Source organism: Sphingobacterium sp. SYP-B4668 (assembly GCF_027627455.1).
Classification (GTDB): domain Bacteria; phylum Bacteroidota; class Bacteroidia; order Sphingobacteriales; family Sphingobacteriaceae; genus Sphingobacterium.
In genome coordinates, this window is sequence record NZ_CP115483.1 from 2,626,109 (window position 1) to 2,646,394 (window position 20,286).

General features: G+C 39.0%; 9 protein-coding genes. 7 read left to right on the plus strand and 2 right to left on the minus strand.

Annotated elements, in window-relative coordinates; genetic code table 11:
* Positions 1-673: 673 nt before the first annotated feature.
* The 4 genes from OQ289_RS10975 to OQ289_RS10990 all read left to right on the plus strand — a co-directional run bounded on the left by OQ289_RS10975 (position 674) and on the right by OQ289_RS10990 (position 10,399).
* A complete protein-coding gene (locus OQ289_RS10975) occupies positions 674-1,003 on the plus strand; it encodes a nucleotide pyrophosphohydrolase (RefSeq protein ID WP_270090792.1) in 330 nt (109 codons plus the stop codon).
* Positions 1,003-2,901 carry a DUF2075 domain-containing protein gene (locus OQ289_RS10980; protein WP_270090793.1) on the plus strand — a complete coding sequence of 633 codons (1,899 nt, stop codon included), beginning with the start codon at positions 1,003-1,005 and terminating at the stop codon, positions 2,899-2,901. The genes OQ289_RS10975 and OQ289_RS10980 overlap by 1 nt, the downstream gene beginning before the upstream one ends.
* A 31-nt stretch (positions 2,902-2,932) precedes the next feature.
* A complete protein-coding gene (locus tag OQ289_RS10985) occupies positions 2,933-7,144 on the plus strand; it encodes an NACHT domain-containing protein (RefSeq protein ID WP_270090794.1) in 4,212 nt (1,403 codons plus the stop codon).
* Positions 7,145-7,498: 354 nt separating this feature from the next.
* Positions 7,499-10,399 carry a DEAD/DEAH box helicase gene (locus OQ289_RS10990; protein ID WP_270090795.1) on the plus strand — a complete coding sequence of 967 codons (2,901 nt, stop codon included), beginning with the start codon at positions 7,499-7,501 and terminating at the stop codon, positions 10,397-10,399.
* Between the two features lie 406 nt (positions 10,400-10,805).
* Here OQ289_RS10990 and OQ289_RS10995 read toward each other — a convergent pair whose 3' ends face one another.
* The gene (locus OQ289_RS10995; RefSeq protein ID WP_270090796.1) at positions 10,806-12,620 is read right to left on the minus strand and encodes a hypothetical protein; all 1,815 of its coding nucleotides are present in this window, start codon (positions 12,618-12,620) and stop codon (positions 10,806-10,808) included.
* Between the two features lie 437 nt (positions 12,621-13,057).
* The gene (locus OQ289_RS11000) at positions 13,058-13,498 is read right to left on the minus strand and encodes a helix-turn-helix domain-containing protein (protein WP_270090797.1); all 441 of its coding nucleotides are present in this window, start codon (positions 13,496-13,498) and stop codon (positions 13,058-13,060) included.
* 662 nt (positions 13,499-14,160) lie between these two features.
* On the opposite strand from OQ289_RS11000, the gene OQ289_RS11005 reads away from it, so the two are divergent.
* From OQ289_RS11005 to OQ289_RS11015, 3 genes are read left to right on the plus strand one after another with little or no spacing between them, the layout of a single operon-like run.
* Positions 14,161-17,592: a SusC/RagA family TonB-linked outer membrane protein gene (locus tag OQ289_RS11005; protein ID WP_270090798.1), complete on the plus strand. Its 3,432-nt coding sequence runs from the start codon at positions 14,161-14,163 to the stop codon at positions 17,590-17,592.
* An 11-nt stretch (positions 17,593-17,603) separates the two neighbouring features.
* Positions 17,604-18,962, plus strand: coding sequence for a RagB/SusD family nutrient uptake outer membrane protein (locus OQ289_RS11010; protein WP_270090799.1), 1,359 nt, complete (start codon positions 17,604-17,606; stop codon positions 18,960-18,962).
* A 5-nt stretch (positions 18,963-18,967) separates the two neighbouring features.
* On the plus strand, positions 18,968-20,224 hold the full coding sequence (locus OQ289_RS11015; RefSeq protein WP_270090801.1) for a TlpA family protein disulfide reductase: 1,257 nt from the start codon (positions 18,968-18,970) through the stop codon (positions 20,222-20,224).
* Positions 20,225-20,286: the final 62 nt, after the last annotated feature.

Consider the following 20,286-nt stretch of genomic DNA (forward strand, 5'->3'; position numbering starts at 1 on the left):
GCATCTGCACCAGTGCCCAGAAAGCAAAAGGTGTAATAATTTCAAATAGTACGTTCCAAAAAAATGAGGACTTCAAAACCGTAATCCGTCAGCGTATTTCTCACCCGTTGGCTATACGTTAAATATTTCAATCCAGAAGTCATTATCTCCGCAAGCCACCCTGAGCATGCTATACTGGCGGATTGGCTTTGTTATTAACGAAAAATTCGAACAGTACAACAAGCAACGCATAGCTATGGTAAAGAGATTGTCGCTACACCATGGCGACAATTGAGTTGGATATTTCGTATGCCCTCCTTGTTTATCCCGCACGCAACTAAAACTCAAATTAGGTATTCAAATCTTTAGTCTTGTATTTTTATACAATATTTTTGATTACCTATTAATTTTCAATTATCTTAGGGAACAACTGATTATTATATGGAAGTAGTACAGGCCGAACCGTTTATTATTAAACAAGATTCTTTGGAGCAGCAGTTCAAGGAGCATCTTGCTGACCGGGATAATCACCGTATCTTATTTTCTAGCCAATAGTTGCAAATTACTGGCTATCCTGAGGCAATCTGGAATTTAGACTTAAGGTAAGCAGGGATGTTTATTTTGACAGATCCATAATTCTTCGACACTACATTAAAATTTGTAAATTTAGCCATTAAGCTATTTAACACAGACCATGACAGAGATTCAAGACCTCATAAAGCAGATCCGCGCCTTTCGAGATGCCCGAGACTGGCAGCAATTCCACAATTCCAAGGACCTTGCCGTAGCGCTTAGTATCGAAGCCAGCGAACTGCTCGAACTGTTTCTGTGGAAAGGCAATGAAGACGCCAACCCCGACAAGCTGAAAGAAGAGCTTGCAGACGTACTCATGTACGCTATTCTTTTGGCCGACAAGCACGGACTCGATATCAAGCAGATCATCGAGGACAAGATAAAGCGCAACAATGAGAAATATCCAGTAGACAAAGCCAAGGGGACAGCCAAAAAATACAACGAATTATAATGAGATTATATGCAGGCTCGGCCGGTGATTTTATCAGCCTCAATACAGACAATAAACTTGTCGACATACTCCGGGGACAGTTTTTAAAGCAATTTGGATATAGCCCATCACACAATGAATCCATGTCCTGGCGCAACTCCCTGTTCAGACTTTCCTATATTATGGAACGACAGAACCTCGAGTCACAGGGAGTCATGGTTGAGTACAAGCTTCCTTTGAGTGCTAAACGAATCGACGTCGTCATCTATGGACGCGACGAGCAACAAAACAAGCAAGCCGTCATTATTGAACTCAAACAATGGGAAAAGTGTGAATTTACCGACTACGATTCCGATTATGTTCTCACTTGGGTAGGAGGTGGGCATCGCTCCGTATTGCATCCCAGTGTACAAGTGGGTAACTATCTCTATTATTTAAAGGAGAATAATAGTGCTTTTTATCAGGAGAAAGACCCTATCCAGGTTTCCGCATGCAGCTACCTGCATAATTATAATATATCCAGCGACACTACACTCCAAGATAGTAGATTTCAAGAAGCTGTAAAGCGCTTTCCGATATATGGTTCAGAAGACAGCAGCCAGATCTCTGCCTTTATCTATAATCGCGTAGGCTCAGGCGAAGGGATGACTATATTAGAAGAGGTCGAACACAGTAAAATCCGGCCTTCTAAAAAGCTTCTTAAGCAAGTTTCCGGAGTTATCAAACAAAAGCTCAAAGGCGAGCTACAGCTCTTCGGTCAGGTCAAGAGCAAAGGAGACTACATTCTTCTTGACGAGCAACTTATCGTCTACGATGCCGTAATGTCTATAGCCAAAAAAGCCAAGGCCAAAGAGAAACATGCCATTATCGTAAAAGGTGGGGCAGGTACCGGTAAGTCTGTCGTAGGATTACAGCTACTTGCGGACCTTACTGCTAGCAATATTAACGCACACTATGCTACCGGCTCCCGATCCTTTACCGAGACCTTACGCAAGATCTTGGGCAGAGATTCCGCCAGTCTACTTAAATACTTTATGTCCTACGGCGATGTCGAACCCAATAGTATCGATGTACTTCTTATGGACGAAGCACATAGGATACGCGAGCGGACCGGTTATCCTTTCAAATCGACAGGACGTCTGCAAGTAGAGGATCTACTTCGTGCCGCACGCGTTTCAGTATTCTTTATAGACGATTTTCAGGCAGTACGAAGAGGTGAGATAGGTCAGTCTATCTTTATTCGCCAACAGGCCGAAAAGATGGGTTGTACCGTTTTAGAGTACAATCTCGAATCGCAGTTCCGCAATGGCGGGTCAGAGAAATATAGCCAATGGATAGACCATACCCTACATATCCGAGAGACAGCCACCACAGAATGGAAACAAGAAGACAATTTCGAGTTTCAGATTATGGACAGTCCACATGTTGTGGAGCAAGCTATCCGCGATAAAGTAGACGAGGGGTATTCAGCACGTATGATGGCCGGATTCTGCTGGCCGTGGACCAAGCAGGCCGACGCTAACGGTGAGCTTCACAAGGATGTAGTCGTAGGCGATTACATACGGCCGTGGAATGCCGATGAAAAGACTAAGGGAATGCGACGTGGTATTCCTAAGTCACAGTATTGGGCTTACGAAGATGCTGGGATAGATCAGGTTGGATGTATCTATACCGCACAAGGCTTTGAGTTCGACTACGTGGGCGTTATTTTCGGGAATGACTTACGTTACAATCCAGACAAGGCTGAGTGGGAGGGCTTTCCGGAGAATTCGCACGACAGTCAGGTAAAAGGAGCTGATTACTTACAATTAGTAAAGAATACGTATCGTGTTCTATTAGGACGCGGTATGAAGGCCTGCTATGTGCATTTTATGGACAAGGAGACCGAGCGCTATTTTAGGAGTAGGATAAGAAAGTGATAATTTCACTTTGTGATTAATCGAGAATATCATGAAAGATGAATGGCTATGGCTATTGAAGAAATACACAGAAGAAGGAGCTCGCACAAAATTTGAAGACGTTTGTGAGTCTCTTTATAAAAAAAAATATCCAAGTGAAAACGTCAAAGGAGTTAGGGTAGTAGTTGGTGATGGTGGTATCGATGTTTTTATAGGAAATTTAGGAGCGGAGGCTATAAGAATAGTTCAATGTAAGTTCTTTATAAACGGAATCGGAGAATCTCAGAAAGATCAAATAAGAAAATCATTTAAAACGGTAATAGAATCCCCCCATTTTACCTGTCGTAGATGGATATTATGTCTTCCTATTAAATTATCCATAGATGAACACAAATGGTGGACGGGATGGAAAAATCGTCAGGAGAAAAAATATGGAAAAGGCTTCATTGAGTTAGAAGATGGTGCGGATTTAATCGATGATTTGAAAGAATTCAATCTGTATGATGAAGTTTTTCAGATGGATTTAAAGAATACTATTTCTGAGATCCATTCTAAGGTGACAGTAATGGATTTGAATCTATCCAAATTATATAGGTCTAATCCCACTCTTCCTGAAAAGCGTAACTATTTATTCAATGATAACTTAATCGATCGTACTGTGTCTTCTTTTTTAAATGAGGATAATACTACAGGTACATTATCAGAAGTCTTATCAAATGGTACAAGAGGGAAAGGGAAACGGATAGCTTTACTTAGTACCGCAGGATACGGAAAATCCACAGAGCTTCAGCAGTTAGCGGCGAGCAATTGTAACGAAGATAGTTGCTATTACCCAATTCTTTTTTACTTGCGAGATTATAATGGGCAAACTATATACTCTTGGCTCTCAGAAGCGGTAGGTAGTGAATGGGTAAATATTGAAAAAAGTACTTTACTCATCGTATTCGATGGGTTAGACGAAATTATGGAAAGCCATTTTCAGCATTTTATTAACGCAATAAATGATTTTATAACGCAACATGAATCAGTCAATGTCGTGATATCATCGCGTTTTAATTTTATTGCTCCGGATGAGCATTCACAGATTCGTAGTTTCGATTTTTACTTTTTGAATAAGTTATCAGAGGTAGAGATTGATGGTTTTTTAAATAAGAAACTTAGCTCTAAGAAAGATGATTTCTTGAAGGAGATAGATCGAGTCGGATTTAGTGATTATCTCGAAAATCCGTTCTATTTATCGAAGTTATTGTATATACAAAATCAGATTGGCATTGACGCTAAAAGCAATTTTCCAACGTCCAGGGGAGAATTGCTAAAAGAGATTCTCTTTGAGCGCTTGTCGAAAGATGGGATACGTTTTCGTGATAATGAGATAGCCGATGTATTATTCCCAATTGCCAAAAAATTAGCCTTTTGCATGTCAATGATGGGGTTGACAACTATTTCTGACAATAATGTTAAATCTATAGTCAAAAGCAAAAGAGAACGAGAAGATTTTAACAAGTTTTGTGCAATCAATAAGCAGATTAAAGGCCAGGTAGCTTGGTGGACATTTGAACATCGTAATATCCAAGAGTACTTGACCGCTGAAGTTTTATCAAAATTATCTCTCGAAAAGATAATTGAAATTGTTGCAATTGATAATAATAGAACCAAACTCTCTCCGAGATTATTGAATACGGTTTCATTCCTGTTCGAAATTATTGACCCTAAGGCAGCTTTATTTGAAGAGCTTTTGAATTGGCTTATCGAGAATGAACCAGAGTTTATATTACGTTTTGAAAGAGAACGGCTAAGTAGAGACAAAAGGCATTATATTTTTAAAAAAATATGGCACTTGTACAAGCATACAAAAAAAATGACTTTACGAATATCAGGTCACATAAAACTTGAGCAGTTAGCAGACTTTATAGAAATAGATGCATCATTAGTTGATTTTCTTTTAGAAGAGGTTTCTGGTTACCTCGATACGGGGCTGGCATATGATGCGCTTGACCTTATCGGTAGAATGCATAAACCATATGTGGTCCAGCAGAAAGTCAAGACTATTCTCATACCATTTCTCCGTGACAACAAGTACTCTGATTTTATTCATGGTGAAATTATTGCAACATTCATTGACCTTAAGTTTCTTAGTAAAGAGGATTTTGAGAACGTGCTTACCAATTTGAATGATAAGGAAGGTTTTGAGTCACGACAGGCATGTATCCGATTTCTCGTCCGTACTTCTTATTATAATGAATATGCGGACTTTATACTTTCGACGATTCCTATATATGATAAAGGACAAGCGCATACTAGCTATGGAGGAATAGATTCTTTACTTTGTCAATTGATTTGCAGATTCGATACAGAAGATTCGATATTGAAGGTATTAAAATTCTTAATAGCTAATCCAAAGCGGATACGTTTTCATTATAAATTAGGCTTCCAATTTGAGTTGAGTGATTTCAAAAAAATACTTAAGAACGCATCTATAGTGGGCGGGAATAACCACCAAATTATTTCAACTGTTTACAAGTTGCTCCATAAGGTGAAATATGTATGGACAAAGAAGGATTGGATGGAGCCTTTTGTCACTTTTTTTGCCCAAGTTAGTTCTACGGGGAAAGTTTTCAAAACTTTATATAAGTGGGATAGAGAGGCACGGCTTAGTTCTTATTTTCTTGATAATAGTTCTTGTGATTTTTTACTTGAGGAGTTTTTATCAAATAAGATTAGCGATACTGAACTAAATAATTATCTCGGTTGGAGTCGAATTTATTCGCCAGATCAGGTCTTATATTTTGAGACTATCATTAATAACCTTGGTGGGCAGGTTAAGATAGAGGACTATTTAAAAGACTATGCAATACTACAACAACATATAGCGATTAAAAACACCAAAATTTTACTTTCCGGAAAGGAAGAGTTATTTTCCGAGATTAGAAAAATGTATACTTTAATTGGTAAAGATAAAATCGCAAATACAGATTTGTATACAGCTGATCTCGAATGGTATAGTTCTTCTCTGGCATACAAAGCGATAAATAAAAAGTTGTTAAGAAGGTCTGAAGCTATCTCTTCCGAAGATCTTTGTGCAGAATACGCCGATGAAGAATGGGAATGGTTTAGAATATTTTCTATAAAAGCCTTGCTTAGTAACGAGGAGCAAAAAGCGCCAATTGATGAAAAGATAATGTTATTTATAAAAGATTGGTGTACAGAAAAGGTAAAAACGGTAAATTTTAAATATACTTATCAGGACTCAAAAGATAGGCGAGTATCAGTGAAACAAAAACAATCTGTAATTATCTCATTAATTGATTTAATAGACTTAGAATTGGAGGATAATCTGTGGTTGAAGCTTCTAGAGGCGGATGCTTCAGGTTATTTTGATACTACCGCTAATCTATCAGAAAAAATATTGAAAGGTGTAAAATGCCGAGAACAACTGATAGATGCGATTCTGAATAATATAAGAGAAGGAATGCTGTCGAAGTATGTTCAGTTAAATCATTTTAAACTATGTGGTGAACTAAAAATTATAGAAATTTTACCTGATTTATATACAGCCATTACAGAAGATAAGAGATTTGATGGGATAGATAAGAGAGAACTTACGAAAACCTATGTTCGACTTGGGGGAGAATTTACAGATTTTGTTGGTTTTTTGAGAATCCCTAATGATAAAAAAAGTCTCGAGGTTCAGGTGTCTTGGGAATGGTATCTTTTGATGGAACTGAAGTCGACTAATCCTGATCGAGTTAAAGAACTTCTTTGCGAGTCCTTTAGCTCAGCTAAAACGTCTTTTGACTTGAAAAAGTTGTGTGCTGTGGAATTGATTCTTATGGGCAATATAGAAGCCCTTCAGTTTTGGTGTGATTGTCTATTGGAGGAGAGAGAATCATTTATCGGTGATGGATATGAAAAGCTGTCGTCGGGAATTAAAACGATGCCATCGTCCGAAGTGATTTCACTTTTGCTAGATGTTTTAACTCGAGTTTATGACGAAGAGATTTACCTAGAACTCAAATGGCCAGATTCCATTGAAGACAAAATCTATACTTGGCTCGATGCTTTATCTGAAAATAATGAAGTACTATTCGATATTATCTCAAATAAATTATTAGAAATTGTGGCTATTTTCAGTTGTAATACGGATTTGTCTTATGCTATACGCTATAGATATGAGCGATTTTGTCAGTTTTTCTATAGTCGGAAGAAGCGTGAATGCACCTTGTCAGAGGCTGTAAACCTATTTCAGGAGGTTAATTCTATATAGTCCGGGAGGATAATATTGTAGATCAAGTCAGCCGAATTTTCTATTTTCGAATAGACAAAAAAAAGAGAGATCATCTTCACACGAAACCCGGAACAAAGAAATATCGGTGTGGCTTTTTAGTTTATTCTAATTAACTTAATACCATCTTCTGGTTATCAGAGGTTTCATTTTTTAAAATTTTTGTTGAAAGTTGTTGTCTTAATTTGAAGTTCATTATATTCGATTAGCGAATGAAAAACAGCAGGATCAGAATCAGTTTTGGTTATAGCTGATTTTATGTTGACAATAACTAACTAGTTCAATTAACGATAGTATGAGTTGTTTTTGGATGCTCATGCCCCTCAAATCAGTGATATGACTTATTTCTCTTCGAACTATCCCAGGATAAATTACCCTATAAGCGAAGCCAATAGCCCAGGCTTACGTAATGCTCAAATTGGTGCCATTCATGCCATAGGCGCGCACTTTGCCTTACATGAAGAAGATCCAGCCTTGGTAATTATGCCGACTGGTTCTGGAAAAACAGCGGTGTTAAATCTTTCGGCCTACCTGCTAAGGGCAAAACGTGTGCTGGTCATCAGTTCCAGTGTAATGGTTAGGGGGCAAATTAAAAATGAATTTTCAACCCTAAAAACTCTTAAGGAGTCGAAGGTGTTTCATACTGATCTAGACACACCTAGAGTGAAAGAGATAAAGTCGCCAATTAAATCTGCTGAAGAATGGGCTACATTTGCAGATTTCGAAGTCGTTGTTGGTATCCCTAACAGCATCAACGAGGGCATTGCCGTGTTACCAGACTCTGAACTATTTGATTTGGTACTGGTAGATGAGGCGCACCATGTACCTGCATTTACTTGGTCAAATATTGTTCGTGCATTTCCCAGAGCAAAAAAGATTTTTTTTACAGCGACACCTTTTCGTAGGGATAAAAAAGAAATAGAAGGGCGCATGGCTTTTAATTACCCTCTAGCTAAAGCCTATGAGGACAAAATATTCGGAGAAATTGGTTATTATCCTGTGATTACTGACGGTCAAAATCCTGATTTAGCAATTGCTAAAGCCACCGAAAAGGTCTTTAATGAAGATACAGCTGTTGGTCTTCGTCATTACATCATGGTCAGAACAGAAACAAAGGAGCATGCCCAAGTACTGAGCGAATTGTATGAAAGCCAGACAACCTTACGGCTTCAAAAAATTGATAGCACAAAGACTTATACTTTTATTAACAAAACTATTGCCAAACTCAGAGGCGGTGAACTGGACGGCATCATTTGCGTGGATATGCTTGGAGAGGGATTTGACTTTCCAAACCTAAAAATTGCAGCCATACACAGTCCAAAAAAATCATTGGCCAATACCTTACAATTTATAGGACGGTTTGCTAGAACTAATGCTGAAAATATCGGTGAAGCTAAATTTTTGGCAGTGCCAAATGATATTGAGATTGGCAAAAGAAAGCTTTACGCAGAAGGTGCAGTTTGGAATGATATCATCAAAAATCTAAGTCAGGAAGTCATGGATGCTGAAGATGAAGTAAAGCAGGCAATTGATTCCTTTCATTATGAAACTACTCAGGCCAATGCGGAAGAGATTTCCTTTTATAATTTGAATCCCTATTGCCATGTTAAGATTTATAAAGCAGAAGGAATAGATCTAAATGGGGAATTGATGCTGTCCGGTCAGCAAACCATTCACCATGCCATTAGTACAGAGCTCAATACTGTTATATTTATTACCAAAGAAACGGAGAAGCCCAAATGGATTTTGTCCGATGAGCTTTTGAATGTAAAGCATTATTTCTTTTTGGTCTATTATGATGAACCGACCAAATTGCTTTTCTTGCATTCTTCTATCAAAACACCGCAATTCTATGACAATATGGTGGAAGTCTTTGCAGTGGGAGACTATACAAGGGTTTCTAAATACCAAATAAACAAAGTATTGTTAGATATTGTAAACCCCGAGTTTTTCAATATTGGTATGTTAAACCGTTCTGCACATAGTGGAGAATCGTATCGAATCACAGCGGGGCCAAATGCAGAGACAACAATCAAGAAAAGCCATAGCAAGAATTATGCGAATGGACACGTATTTATGAAGGGTAATACCGCGGGTAATAAAATGACAGTTGGTTACAGCAGTGCTTCTAAGGTTTGGAGCAATGCTTATGAGAAAATTCCCAATTATGTCAAATGGTGTCAGGTTCTAGCTGCTAAAATTGTCAGTACGAGGGAGGTGAAAACAAATACTGCCTTTGACGACTTGCCAATCGGTAAAGTAGTAGACAGCTTCCCTTTGCCGGCCCATGGTGCCACTTGGAACAATACGACGTTTAGTGAACCTCCTTTATTATACAAATTGGAAGATGACGAAATAGTCGAGACGTATCAGTTGCTGGATTTTGATATTGAACTTGATAAGGCTAATAGCACTTTGAATATTCTGCTCTTTGAACTGATTTTCCAGGGCATTCAACTGAAGTTAAGTTACGACTTTGATAATTATTTCCTGTATGTGGAGGAGCCTGATTTTGAATTTATTGTAGAAGAGGCGGGGCATCAGATTCCATTACTGGATTACCTTGATGAATGCCCGCTTCAAATCTATTTGGATGATTTTGCAACAATTGGCAATCATGAATATTATGCGCCACCAAGTGATGCGAATTTTCATTTTGATAACAGTAAAATTCAGGCATTCAGTTGGGCAAATACCGATGTAAAGCGAGAATTCTACAGTACTACTGCCCAAAAGGCTGGTAATGGTAACCTGAATTCTATTCATGAAACTTTACAGGCTAAATTGATGGCAGATAATTACACACTACTTATTTATGATCATGGTCAAGGGGAAGTAGCAGATTTTGTTTCTTTTATGGACTTACCGGATCGTGTAGAAATTAATCTTTATCACATTAAGGGTTCAGGTGGTAATGCTGCGGGTGATCGTGTGAATGACGTTTATGAAGTCTGTATGCAAGCCGTGAAATCACAAGTATGGACTGTTAACCGTCAATCCTTTAATCATAAGATTTTGCAGAGAACCAATGGAAATCTACACAAATTTTTAGCCGGGAATCATGCCATATTCCAGGCTCTAATGTCTAATGGTAAAAGATTACAGTTTCTCTTTACCATTGTACAACCTGGTATATCACAGGCTACTTTTAGTCCAAAGTTGAGCTACATATTAGCGGCTGCAGATGATTCCATTACCAATAGCGGCTACCTGCCTATGCTTGTCATTGGTTCATAGTGGATAACCATTCTAATTGATCTCCGTTCACTAATGTAAATATTCATTTTTTACAATTATTAATTGTAGAATAAATACTACTATAGCAGATATTCGAGTGAAGATTTTGGAAATCTAAATAAAACTGTATATATGAATGATTGACTAAATATACCGGAAGATTCCTACAAGAAAATAATGAATAGTACTGTGGATTTATAATGTATTGAGTGCATATAACTATATTTAGCAAATTAAATAAATCGCCCGTGCAAATACTTTATATATACTTTAAAGAGTTAAATGGCATCCTTGAACAAGGACTGAATTTTGGAGGTGTCTCGTCCTGAAAAAACTTTACAGAGACACTGCAAGACGACACAACCGAAGGTACTGAGCGAAGCTAGAGTTTAGTTATTGTGGACAGTTATTTTTTCAGAAGCGAAAAGTACTTTAGTTCCAATCGGTAAAGTGGATTTCTTCCTGATATTTTTTCTTCAATCATTTCAATCAGCTCTTTGTCCTCAAGTAAAATAATTAGTTTTCCTTCCTTTAGTAGGTCTTTTTGTTGATCTTGAAGAGAATGTTTGCCGCCTAATCTTGAGAGTATTAGGATGAAATTTCCCGTCGTTCCATTTAGATATTTAGATGTTGAATACATAGTGTCAAAATCAATTTCGTTTTTATAGTTTTTAAATTCAACTATTAAAATTTTAGAGTTGAAATCCATATTGATACGACTCCAGAACGATGAATTAGATATGTAGTTATTATATACTACTAAATCTCTCCTCAATGTGTCAGCTGAGTTTGATGCTTGAGTTTCTGCTATGTATTGCGTAAAGGAGTCCGCAAAAAGAAATTTGAATATTTCTGCTCCAATTTTCTCATAGTTGGGCCATCCTGCCTTTCCTCTAGGGCAGTTTCTTAATTCTTCGATAAGTAACTTACCTTCATGTATTTCATTTGGCTGGTTAAATTCAATAAGATGAATTCTAGATTTAATAAATAAATGAATTAATTCACTATGATTGTTTTCGAAATACTTGTAAGTCAATTCATTCAAATATCGAACCTTTACTTGGCTTTTTTCGAAATATTCTAGGACAAGATTATCAGGTTTAGAGCTAAACATTACTTGTTTGTTATATCCTGGCAAACAATTGTCAAGCCCTTCTAAAGTTGATTCCAGGTCACCTTCGCTAAATTCTTTTTTGTGAAAAACCTTTAGATATTCTTTGGTTGAGATTCCTTCAATTTTCAAAAAGGTGCAATCGGTAAAATTCGATTCAACTGCTAAATCTTGATTTCTGATGAAAAACTTAACGAACTCAGCCAATTCTTTTTCTTCTGCGTTAGTCAAGTATATATTTAATAATTCTTGATGAATGGAAGACTTAGAAAAGATAGTCTGAGGAATTTTCCAATCGCTTATTTTTATACCGAACCAAGACCAAGAGTAAAGCTGCTTGTCAATTTTTTCAATATTGTAAGGAGGCCTTGGAACGAAGTCTAAAATATGGTCGTTTAAATGAATTGTTACGTCAGTTTTATCTTCATAAGAATATAAACGACACACGACTATTTCTTCTCTCTCATCGCAGAGATAGGCTTTTATTGATTTACGACTCCAATTAAAATGGATTGCTTTCAAAGGGTAATGCTCGTTTATGTAACTGCGGTATATTGATATTTGTGTTTTTAGCTGCTCTAGAAGATTTGAATGTATTTTTGGCTCTATTTTTTTGTACTTACTCTGGGTGGATTTTATGAGTTCTTTATTATTTTTTATTAATCGTACAATAACTTCGGAAACATCTTCAAAACTGTGCAGCCTAATACGAAGCTTTAAGCCACCATTATCTTCGCCTTCTAATTGGTTTATTTCCTCTTGTGTATGAATGGGAAGATGGTAGGAAGAGAGCTTAAGTCGATTGAGATGGTAAAGTAATTCGCCACTATACCAAAGCTTGTCAACTAGTAGTGTGCAAAGCTGATCAGCAAGGTTGACAACAAGTATTTTTTGTTCTTCAAATAAGTCCCCACAATCTTCACTTGAAGCTATGTCAAGACATCTTTCTGCCATTTTGATCTCCAATAATTTATAGTTGTTAATCTCAGTTAAAAGAGAAAATAACTCATTCTTCAAGTGAACGAACTTTACAATTTCACGCTTCTGAATTTTACAAAGAGAATCAAAGTTTGCAATTAGTTTTTCAAAATATTTCCGGGTTTCCGTCATCTTATAATTGTGCACAACGTTTGCAATATTACCGAAGGCAGTATAATCGAAGCTGAAAGTTTCGATTATACATCGAGGCTAGCCAAAACGAATTTTTATGAAGTAAATTTTAGACTTATAAGTTATTGTAACAAAAAACAAATAGTCTACTTAATTTTATCTTTATGTGTAGGTTATTGAGGGAAAAGACTAAGCTTAAACCTTTGCTCACCTATTTCTTTAAATAAATAAGATAAATCTTTTGATTTCGTATTTCTTAATTTTACTTGATCAGATAGAGTTAAATCACATTTTCTATTAGAGAAAAGATTATGTTTTATTATATATACTAATTTTATCAAAAGTAGCCCTAAAGCTCTCTTTGTTAAGATTAATAAAGCCAACAGCGATAGCCTCGTGAAGAGAAAGTGTGTTTTTTAAACCTGCCATAGTTTAGTTTATCCCTTCAACTTTTTAACTTCTGCGGCTAAGTCTGCGACGACTTTGGTTATGTCGATGATGGCTTGTGTTTTTATCTTACCATCTTCTATGAGTTTTTCCAATAAAGCTTCTATCTTATTATCCGCCTCATAGGTAATCGTTGGAAAATGATTTAAACTATTTTGCTTTGATGTATCCTGGTTATGTTGAATATAGTAAATAGCTTTCTCTTCATTGAAGGAACGAATAAATTCAATAGTTACACCTAATGCATCAGCGAATTCTTGTAAAGCAGGTTCTGGTATAGTCCACATGTTCTCGAATTCAGAGATGCGTCTTTGGTCAAACTTGCTTTCGCACCTTTGCCCTACAATTTCCTGTTTTAAGCCCATGATTTCCCGAATCCTTTTTAAGTTTTTTCCTTCATGTATTTTCTCTTCTTGGAATGCAATACTCATTTTCTGACAGATTTAAATGTGCTCGGTAATTTACCGGTTCTTTACCACTTTTTTGTACGTAATTGGTTTTTTACCTTTGAAGTAAAGATACAATTATTTACCAATTAAATCACGTTTTTCAATACATCAGATATCGTTTTAGGACGTAAATATTTGTCTTTTTAAATTAAAACTATAGATTTGCACCATCTTATAGGTGGATGTGCTTATGAGTCTTGTTAACGAAACCTGAGAAATTTCAAATGGAACAAGGCGATAAGTGGATCAAAACGCCCGCTAGCAATGGCGCGGCGTCCGCTTACTCGTTCCATGGGCTTCTCAGGGCCTCGTTGACAGTGGGTTGGATGCCGCGCCATTGTCGGTTTAAATCCTGCTCAAAGACTCGTTAAAACCAATAGCGAGTATGAACTTACGACAAAGAACAAAAAACATCATCAAACACCCCGAGTAGCTCGGTAGGTCAAGTCATTGGATGACTTTTCTTGGTCGTAAAGTGTGCGACAAATACCCGATTATAACACCTGCAATTCACAAATAGCACACTTCGGCAAATCAGTTAATCAATTTTTTCATGGTGTAATCCAAGCGAAGGTGCATTGATGTTATCCATGTCCGCCTAGCAGCTTAAGGTAACACCTTCAAGGTCAATTAAACCAACAATTATGAAGCATTTTTATGCTAAGGGGAGAGCTATGTCTTGTTTTCGGAGGGACATAGTGACCAAGTTATCCCGATACGCTGGACAAAGTATCCATGAGCAACCTTTAGGCTCGATAACAAAGTATATTCAGATTTATTTTCGCGTGAAGCTGCTCATCTATATGGTATTGCTGCTAGCAACGGTTTTGTGTTTCAATATGTTTACCCATGCCCAAGAGCTGTCCGGCAACCAAGGGGCAGCGACCGGGCACGTCCAGCAGCCGAGGACCGTACTTCGCGGTGAAGTACGCTCGGCTGTCGATGGGCGCCCCATAGACGGGGCATCCATCAAGGTAAAAGGAGGGAAGGAGAGCACCATCACCGATGGCCAAGGGGCCTTTAGCCTCACCACCTCCTTATCCACCGGAAAGCTGACGGTATCCCACCTGGGCTTCCTAAGTAAGGAAATCCAGTACGAGGCACAAGCCGCTGAGCTGCACATCGCACTCGTACCCTCCGACAACATGCTCGAAGAAGTGGACGTGGTCAGTACCGGCTACCAGAAGCTCCCCAAAGAAAGAGCTACGGGTAGCTTTGAGTTTATCGACTCTACTTTATTTAACAGGAAGGTGTCTACGGATTTTGTATCCAGATTAGAGGATGTGGTACCGGGGCTGTCCACAAATAAAGATAGGGCTTCTAATCGTGGCGATCTGCTGAATATGAATATTAGAGGTGAAAGTAGTATCAATTCAAACATTTGGCCATTAGTCGTCATCGATGGTGTCCCTTATGAAAATAATATGGCCGACTATGGTATGGCAGCGTATAATAACATCAATCCAAATGACATCGAAAACATCACGCTACTAAAAGATGCGGCAGCAGCCTCTATCTGGGGATCGCAATCGGGCAATGGGGTGATTGTTATTACGACCAAGAGAGGGAAATTCAATCAAAAGGCACAACTATCATTCAATAGTAATTTTACCACAATAGATAAGCCCGACCTCTATAAGTATAAGAATATGTCAACCTCGGACCATATTGAGCTAATGCGGCTTTTCTACGACAAAGGGAGGTATAACTCTCGTTTTAATCGATGGAACAATACAGTACCGCCTGTCGTATGGTTGTTTAAGAATGCTACCGACAAAAAGATAAGCGAAGAGCAACTTAATACCGAACTGGATAGACTGCGGCAGATTGATCAACGCGATGATTTCATGAAGTATATCTACCGCAGACAATCAAAACAACAACACAGTTTGAGACTGACACAAGGATCGGACAGGATAAGTTACTCCCTAGGGCTAGGCTACGACCGCAATCTAGGCGCTCTGGTTACCGAAAGTTACCAACGTATAAATACCAAAATAGCTGTACAGGCTCGACCTGTCAAGAGTTTACTACTGGATTTTTCGGTGGCATACACCGAATCAGATAAGGAAGAGAGTTGGGATCTAATTGGTTACAATCAGTTGGCGTTAGGTGCTTCAAATTATCCTTATCTCGAGTTGGCTGATGAATGGGGCAATCCATTGCCAGTGGAGATTTCCGGATTGAATCCCGGCTTTATTGATACTGTAGGTGGCGGGCTTTTGCAATCCTTCACCTACAGACCTTTGGAAGAACTGTACCGTTCAAAACAAAACCAGAAGCAAAAGGAATTATTGATGCAGTTAAATGCAAAATATCAGTTTGGCTTTGGTTTAAGTGTCAGCGGCATGTATGCTTATCAGCGGAATCATAATCCGATTTCCAACTGGCGTAGCGGCGATTCTTACGAGCTCCGCTCTCAGGCCAATTCCTTTGCTTCCTGGAATGATCACGAAGTAATATGGAATCAGCCGTTAGGAGACTATTTGTATGGGATGGATTGGAACCACTATTCACACCAGGGGCGGCTGAACCTTATGTTTGATAGAACTTTTGGCGGTCAGCATGCGGTATCATTTCTAGCCGGTTTAGACGCACGCGAACTGCAAAGGGATATGAAGACCTATCAGTATTACGGATACGACCCGCTTTCCGGATCTTTTCAGCAGGTACAGTTCGGTAAGGAGATCCGTCGCTTTAATGGAAAAAGTGGTGTAGCCAAAATAGTAGATCGCTCAAGAATAGAGTCTTTGACCAATCGCTATCTATCATTTTATATGAATGGATCATATACCTTCAAAGACCGGTATATATGGTCGGGCAGTATGCGTAAAGACGCTTCCAATCTTTTCGGGGTTAAGGCAAACGATCGAGGGCAGCCGTTCTGGTCAACAGGTCTCGCCTGGCTGTTATCTAAAGAGGACTTTATGAGTGATAAGTATTTCAACTATCTGAAGCTACGGGCGACTTACGGTTACAATGGAAATGTGAATAATAGTATATCCGCTTATCCAATAATGGCGATAGAAAGCCAGCCTCACTATATAACAGGTGAAACGTACGGCACAATAAGTAGGCCTCCTAACCCTAATTTAAGATGGGAGCGCGTAGGTAATCTCAACTTTGGACTGGACTTTGCCACTGCGGACAACCTTTTTTCGGGCTCCGTAGAGTATTACCATAAACGCGCTATTGACTTGATAGCGCAGGCTGAGGTAGATCCTACAGTTGGATTTTCTCACCTCACGGTCAACAGTGCGGATCTACTGACTAAAGGCTGGGATATATCACTCAACGCCGCTCCGATAAAGACAAAACGCTGGGGATGGAATAGTAATCTCGTATTTGCCCATCTAACAACGAAAGTGACCAAGGCTTATCTGGCCAATGATATAGCCAGCCTAAATGTGAGCTATGCCAATTCGGTGATTGCGACACCGATAGAAGGAATGGAGCTTTACAGTCTTCTGACCTATAAATGGGCTGGGTTAAATCCTGCTGACGGTACTCCCCAGGCATACCTAAACGGAGAGATCTCGGATGATTATATCGCTATACAGAACACAAAAGTATCCGAATTGCAAAATCATGGTACGCAGCGTCCGCGATACTTTGGATCATGGCGTAATAGTGTACGGTTTAAGAATATAGAGCTATCCTGGAATATTTCTTATCAGTTGGGACATAAGTTTATTCGGGAGTCTTTTGACAATGATGTCTTTTTAGAATTAGGAGCAGGGCATTCGGACTATTCTCTGCGTTGGCAAAAGCCAGGTGATGAAGCCTGGACAGATGTCCCTGCATTTACCTATCCAAACAAATTTCGTTCGAGTCCTATCTACCGAAGCTCGTCCGTGTTGGTCGAGAGGGGGGATCAGATCAAACTGCGGGATATCCAGGCAAGTATGGGCATCCCGGGTTTAAGCAGGTATGGAATTAATAACTTCCGTCTATACGCTTACGCGCAACATATAGGCACGATATGGCGCGCAAATAACAAAGGGATAGACAGTGAATATGGAGCTAGTATTCCTGATCCGCTGTCTCTTTCTCTCGGGATAAACTTTAATCTATAAATATCAAAAATATGAACAAATGGATATACGTAATAGGGGCGATGTGCACATTGCTACTATTTGGCTGTGATAGTTTTCTGGATCACAAGCCGGACATCAAAATGACTATACCCGCTTCCCTTTCGGATGCAGACTACTTACTCGATGATTACAATACGATGAATTCTGGTTATCCGTTGCTTGGAGAGATTGGGATCGACGATTATTATGTAACAAAGGAAATCTGGGAAAACAGTGCGATGGATCAGCGGAATACCTACACATGGACAGATGAGCCATATACAGATGTCGGGGATTGGCAACGACCCTACAAAACGGTTTATTACGCGAATCAAGTATTGCAGATACTGGATAAATTGGACCGGAATATACACACTGCCGCCTATAACCGAAATTGGGGAGCAGCTCATTTTTTTAGAGCCTTCGTATTTCAGCTATTGACGGAAATACATTGTCCGGCCTATATTGATGCTGAGGCCTCAGAAGAGCTGGGTATCCCGTTAAGGTTAGAAGCAGGTGTTGATGGCGTATCCGTTCGCGCTAGCCTTGAAGATACTTATCGGCAGATAGTCCTTGACTTTAGAGAAGCTGCACGGTTTCTTCCTGTTATCGAGAACACCAGAGGAAGACCATCAAAGAGCGCTGCCTATGCCGGACTTGCAAGGTCCTATCTGAATATGGGAGACTACAAGCAGGCATTTCTCTATGCAGATTCTTGTCTACAGTTGAATCCTGACTTGATGGATTATAGTTCCTTAGATGGATCGTTAGGATATCCTATCCCAAGATTCAATGTAGAGGTCCTGTTTTCGGCAACGAGTAGCGGTATGGGGATAATTGGAGGAACTAATGCATTGGTAGCGGATGGTCTTTACGCTAGTTATGATCCGCATGATCTCCGTAAACAGATGTATTTTATCCCCAATACCGAGGTTGTCAATACTTACAACTTCAGAGGAGGTTATGATCAGAACTCAGTACAGATGTTTATGGGCATTACTACGAGTGAAGTTTATTTGATTAAAGCAGAGGCTGCGAGTCGCTTAGGTAGACAAGGTGAAGCGAGAGATTTGATTAACATACTTCTCCAATCAAGATGGGATAAAGAGGTCGTGTATGTACCGGTATTAGAATCTGACGGCGAAAAGCTGTTACGACTTATATTGGATGAAAGGCGTAAGGAGCTACTGTTTCGCGGACGTAGGTGGGCAGATCTAAAAAGATTAAATCTGGAAAACAGATTTCAGACCGAATTGACCAGAATAGTAGGTGACAGATTGTATACACTAAAAGCTAATGATCCGAGGTATGCTGTACGGCTTTCCGAAACAGTGGTAAGGGTGGCAGAGATACCTCAGAACGAAAGATAGATATTATGAGAAAAATACATTACAGATGTCTGATTGTTGCGCTGCTATTGGGGTTAGGCATGGTACAGGCACAATCTAGTAAAACGGCGGATTTGACTAAACGACTGCATGTCGGAGATAGTTTTGTGCCACCAGCTTCGGTACAGCTGATAAGAGGACTAGAAAAGAGAATTGATTGGAAGCAATTGGAAGATAAGGTGGTCCTATTGGATTTCTTTGATACTTCTTGTGCTACCTGTATACAGACAATGCCGAAGCTTCAACGATTAAAGGATCTTTATCCAGACAAATTTGAAGTCATCACTGTTACTTGGCAAGATCGAAATACGATGACTCGTTTCTTTTCAAAGAATACGTTTTTAAAGGAGCAAGGAGTCAATCTTTCCGTGATCTATTCCGACTTATATTTGAAGAGCTTATTTCCGCACCAGACAGTACCGCATGCTGTTTTATTGTATAAAGGAAAAGTAAAGGCGATTACTTCATCAGGGTTCATAACGGAAGAAAATATACTAAGGCTCTATGAGCATGGAAGTATTCAGCTTCCCTTAAAGGATGATTATGGAAGACGGGACCTTTTAGCCAATCAAAGTAGCGATAGTAGACAGTTTAAGCTTGGAACAATAATAACAGACTATCAGGATGGAGTGCCCTACCGTTCTTGGAAATTTGAATTGGATAGTGTTACGGGCTTGTATAAGAGCTCAATCTACAACGCGTCTTTGTTCACTGCGCTGAAGGCAATCGTATCCAAAGGAAAACTTAACAAGAGCAACTATATCCCTCGTATGGATAGAGTAATATGGAAAGTGCGTGACTCGACCATATACTACGATTTTGCCAAAGAAAACGACTGGAGGATCAGACACGGAATTTGTTACGAACGCTATGATGCTATTCAACGGAATGATTCGGTGCAGGCGCAGATCGTAAGGGAAGACCTGGAGGATTTTTTTGGTGTCAGCGTGTATGAAGGCACGTATAAAATGAAAGTCTTGAGCTTGATCAGTACGGATATCAAACCGTATAAAGCCCCTAAAGGTGTGGAAGCGATGGTCTATTTGGGGACAACTGTGTTTGCCGGCTTTATGGATCTAAGTGAAGAGTTCCCCCCGATAGTGGATGGGGTAAAGTCGGAGCTGGAAATAAAAATATACCCATACAAGTCGCTCGAACAACTTAACGAGCAGCTTGCAAGTTATGGAATTAAAGCTGTGCATAGTGAAAAGGAGATTGAGGTTCTCTTTATTGAAGAGATTTAGAAACATTAAGGGTATGGATTTCTCCATACCCTTTCTAAGTTTAGCCCCGCTTATTTTAAACG

Bases quoted from the DNA above. Each gene is read 5' to 3' on its own strand.
- OQ289_RS11000 (WP_270090797.1), bottom strand. From the start codon at position 13,498: ATGAGTATTGCATTCCAAGAAGAGAAAATACATGAAGGAAAAAACTTA.
- OQ289_RS10995 (WP_270090796.1), bottom strand. From the start codon at position 12,620: ATGACGGAAACCCGGAAATATTTTGAAAAACTAATTGCAAACTTTGAT.
- OQ289_RS10985 (WP_270090794.1), top strand. From the start codon at position 2,933: ATGAAAGATGAATGGCTATGGCTATTGAAGAAATACACAGAAGAAGGA.
- OQ289_RS11010 (WP_270090799.1), top strand. From the start codon at position 17,604: ATGAACAAATGGATATACGTAATAGGGGCGATGTGCACATTGCTACTA.
- OQ289_RS10990 (WP_270090795.1), top strand. From the start codon at position 7,499: ATGACTTATTTCTCTTCGAACTATCCCAGGATAAATTACCCTATAAGC.
- OQ289_RS11005 (WP_270090798.1), top strand. From the start codon at position 14,161: ATGAAGCATTTTTATGCTAAGGGGAGAGCTATGTCTTGTTTTCGGAGG.
- OQ289_RS10975 (WP_270090792.1), top strand. From the start codon at position 674: ATGACAGAGATTCAAGACCTCATAAAGCAGATCCGCGCCTTTCGAGAT.
- OQ289_RS11015 (WP_270090801.1), top strand. From the start codon at position 18,968: ATGAGAAAAATACATTACAGATGTCTGATTGTTGCGCTGCTATTGGGG.
- OQ289_RS10980 (WP_270090793.1), top strand. From the start codon at position 1,003: ATGAGATTATATGCAGGCTCGGCCGGTGATTTTATCAGCCTCAATACA.